This is a genomic window from Mesorhizobium sp. M2A.F.Ca.ET.042.01.1.1 (genome assembly GCF_003997405.1).
Classification (GTDB): Bacteria; Pseudomonadota; Alphaproteobacteria; order Rhizobiales; family Rhizobiaceae; genus Mesorhizobium.
In genome coordinates, this window is the sequence record NZ_RZRX01000405.1 from 1 (window position 1) to 3,563 (window position 3,563).

Consider the following 3,563-nt stretch of genomic DNA (forward strand, 5'->3'; position numbering starts at 1 on the left):
GCGCTTGAGATAGGTGTAGACCGTATCGTTCCAGGCGAGCACTTTCGGCTCGAGATTGTCGAGGATGAACTCGCCGAGGCTGGTGCGCACGGTGAGCACGGCATGGCCGTCGCCATTCGGCTGGCGCACCACCGTCATCAACAGATTGCCGGCCGGGACACCTGCGGCCATCAGCTCGCGACGCTTCTCCAGCGCGTAGTCCTCGCAATCGCCAACGTCATTGTCGGGATAGGCCCAGTATTCCTCGACACCGTAGATTTCCATGTCGGTGCGCGGCTTGACGCGGGCGTTGACCGAATTGTTGATGTTGATGATCGTCGCCCACAGCTTGCGCGTCAGCTCGACCGGCGGTCCCTTCGGTGTCCGCTCGTTGCATTCGACCGGAATGCGCTGACAGAAATCATAGTGACCGACCGGCTGGGTGGTGCGGCCACCCGTATGCATGAAAACCGGTCCTGCGCTTGCCGTGCCCCAGGCGGAAAGCTGCATCGCCATTGCCAAGAGCAACAGCTTGCCCCTCGTCATTTTCATTCTTGTAGTCTCCCCGTTTGAGGAGACTGTGCCACGTTGGGATTTATTTGACGCAAAAACCCGAAGTAGACATTGAGTAAAACGCCAGTAGAATAAGCATAAAATTTGAACTACCGTGGGCCTGGATTGTTCAGATTTGTGAAGATTTGGTAGGTGCCGGGTGGCCTATTTCGGGTGAAAACCGGGCAACAAAAAACCAGCCGCCGAGGGCCGGTTCGTTTTCGCTTTGCGGTGGCTTGCGTCAGGACCGCGGCGCGTTGAATTCCTGGTCGAGCGTTTCCGGCCGCTGAATGACGGCGAATTCGATGGCTACCCCGTCCTCGAAATGGCGCACCACCTGGCCGCGCATGGTTCCAAGCATGACCTGGATGCCGATCGCCGGCTTGACGTCGATCTCGATCGCTGCGCCCGAGAGCGACAGGTCGATGATGCGGCACTGATACTGGCGCCCGTCGGTGAGCTGCAGGACGCTCATCGGATTGCGCGGCGCCACGCGCTCGTGGCGACGGTCCTCGGGCAGGTCCAGCTCATGCTTGTTGGCAAGCCAAGTGAGCTGCGCGGCAAGCTTGTCCTTCTTGCGATCGGAGGCAATGACAGTCATGGCGAAACCGTCCGGCGACGTGCGCGTCACGATGCCCTCGACGCGGCCGATATGGTCGATATAGGCGATGACCTTCTCGCCTGGCATGCCGATGCGGTCGGTGCGCAGCGCGACATTGCCCGGTGACATATCGATCACCTGGCATGGATGCTCGGTGCGGTCTTCCAGCATGAAGCGCCCGTAAATCTTGACCCGGACACGCTGAAAATTGCGCCGCTCAGCTCGTGACGGTGCAAATTCTACCGCCGCTGACCTCATGACTGCCTACACCCCATTGGCATTCCGCGCGACGATGCGTGGAATTTCGCCCGAAAAACTACAGCGAAGCAGGTTAACAAACGGGAAAAATCGGCCGCGAAAGCCCTGGCCATGAGACTCGCGCGACGTGGAAAAATTAACCGCGCGAGGGGAAAATCCCGCGCGGCCGGGCTCATTCGTGACGTCCGCCGTCGAGGACGACGAGGTGGCGGATCCGGCGCACACGGCCGAGCGCCGAAATGGTTTCCGGCGGATCGAATTCGGACGGAACGAGCGAGGGAACCTCGATCGCCGGCCGGTTCTTCAGGAACATCGGTTCCTTGTCGGGATCTATCACCCGGATCGTTTCGATGAGCGCGTCGGCGAGCGGGTCGGCGCCAAGCCAGAAGGGCTTTTCGGCGGTGCTGATGATGCCGAGGCAGCGCGGGTTCTCGTGGCCCCCGTCCAACGGCAGCGCCAGGAGCTCGAACTTGTTAGAGCGGCCGTTGCGGCTGAATCCCTCGTAAGTCATGAACAGCACCGATTTCTGGTCGAAGACGCCCTGCATCAACCGCGACACCAGCCGCTGGTCCTTCTCGCGCCACAACGAAGGGAAAGAGAAGCCCTTGAGCTCGCGTCCGTAATAGGCGCAGAGCCTCGTGCCGGCCAGCCGGAACACCGCTTCGCCGCGGGTATCGCGCTCGAGGATGAAGGTGTCGGCCAGAAGCGACTTGATGTCGGCCGGCTCCACTTCCGATCGCTTCGGGGCGAGGCGGCCATCACGCAGCTGGTTCCAATATTGGAACAGCGCGATCGATCCTTTTTCTTTCATTTCCATTCCGCTCCGCACAATCTGTCTTTTGATGTCCCATCGGCGAACAGACAGGGCGCCCTCCGATGACCTTCATGCGGTGCGGAGCAGGATGCGTGCCAGTATCGTTAACGTTTGTTCACGCCTCGGAGTCGTTAAGGTTAACGAATGGTTTACATTGCGCGCTGCCGAGGCCCGTGGCACACAAAAGTCACTCCAAAACGGTTGTTTCAGCAGCGATCGGCAGCACTTCAGTCACGAGTTTACGGGGAGCAGGGGACTCGACCGGCCGTTCAGGGGGACACCTGGACGGCCTTCTTTTTGATTCGTTCCCATTCTGATTCGCGCCTTCCCCCGCACGCGTCCTGTGGCGAATAGCCATTTGTGATTCGAAAGGGCGTGATCTACATGCTCGTCGACCCCCCGAGTCCCGGACTGCAAGGGTGCATGAGCGAGCCTGTAAGCCCCACTGAGAACGAACCGCTGCCGGACGAGGCTCCAGAGCCAAGGCGCCGCGAACCGGTGTTCAACCTGCCGCCGGTGGTATTGGCCGTGATCGGCATTTGCGCGGCCGTCTTTTTGTTGCAGCAATATGTCCTGGACGATGCGCAGAACATGGTACTGCTCTACGACGGAGCCTTCATTCCGGTGCTCTACACCGGCAAATATGGCTTCGACTGGTTCTTGTTCACGCGTCCATTCACCTATGCGTTCATGCATGGTGGCTTTGCCCACATCGCCATCAACATGATCTGGCTCGCGGCCTTCGGCTCGCCGCTCGCCAATCGTCTCGGGGCGCTGCGTTTCGCCATATTCTACGCGGTGACCGGGCTGGCTTCGGTTGTTCTGTTCTGGGCGCTGCATCCCTACGGCGAGGTGCCGCTCGTCGGCGCATCGGGCGCGATTTCCGGCATGATGGGCGCGGCCGCGCGCTATGGCTTCCGCATCGACCGGTCATCCGGCAGGGCGGCCTTCGCCGGCGAGCCGCTGCCGATTGCGGCCGTGTTGCGCTTGCGTGGCGTCATGACCTTTCTTGGCGTCTGGATGGTGATCAATCTGGCCACCGGCCTGCTCGGCTTCGCGCCGGGCGTCGATGGCCAGATCGCCTGGGAAGCCCATATTGGCGGCTTCATCGCTGGCTTCTTCGGATTGCGTTTCTTCGATCGCCCGCTGGCTGCAGCCTAGTCCTTAGGCGCACTTGAAAAGCAACGAATCACGGCGCACCATGTTTGCTAAGCACCCGGTGTCTTCCTAGGGGCGCAGGGGCTGAAAAGCCGGTCGGGGCGGGGAGCCGGCGTCAAAGGCAGTGGAGGACGCCATGACGGTTAAGGCAATTCTCGAAAGCAAGGGCCATGACGTGTTCACGCTCGGGCCCAATGAGAA

Annotated in this window: 4 protein-coding genes; 1 reads left to right on the forward strand and 3 read right to left on the reverse strand. The window is 60.7% G+C overall.

Annotation, left to right across the window (positions count from 1 at the left end):
* The 3 genes from EOA23_RS32685 to EOA23_RS32695 all read right to left on the reverse strand — a co-directional run.
* On the reverse strand, window positions 1-531 hold a 531-nt coding region (locus tag EOA23_RS32685), incomplete at its 3' end, for a transglutaminase-like cysteine peptidase (protein ID WP_127307106.1).
* A 241-nt stretch (window positions 532-772) separates the two neighbouring features.
* The gene (locus EOA23_RS32690) at window positions 773-1,390 is read right to left on the reverse strand and encodes a PilZ domain-containing protein (protein ID WP_126061083.1); all 618 of its coding nucleotides are present in this window, start codon (window positions 1,388-1,390) and stop codon (window positions 773-775) included.
* 172 nt (window positions 1,391-1,562) lie between these two features.
* Window positions 1,563-2,201 (reverse strand): PAS domain-containing protein, encoded by a 639-nt coding sequence (locus EOA23_RS32695; RefSeq protein WP_126061082.1) that lies wholly within the window; start codon window positions 2,199-2,201, stop codon window positions 1,563-1,565.
* A gap of 426 nt (window positions 2,202-2,627) precedes the next feature.
* Here EOA23_RS32695 and EOA23_RS32700 point away from each other — a divergent pair, with 426 nt between their 5' ends.
* Window positions 2,628-3,365 (forward strand): rhomboid family intramembrane serine protease, encoded by a 738-nt coding sequence (locus EOA23_RS32700; RefSeq protein WP_127307107.1) that lies wholly within the window; start codon window positions 2,628-2,630, stop codon window positions 3,363-3,365.
* Window positions 3,366-3,563: the final 198 nt, after the last annotated feature.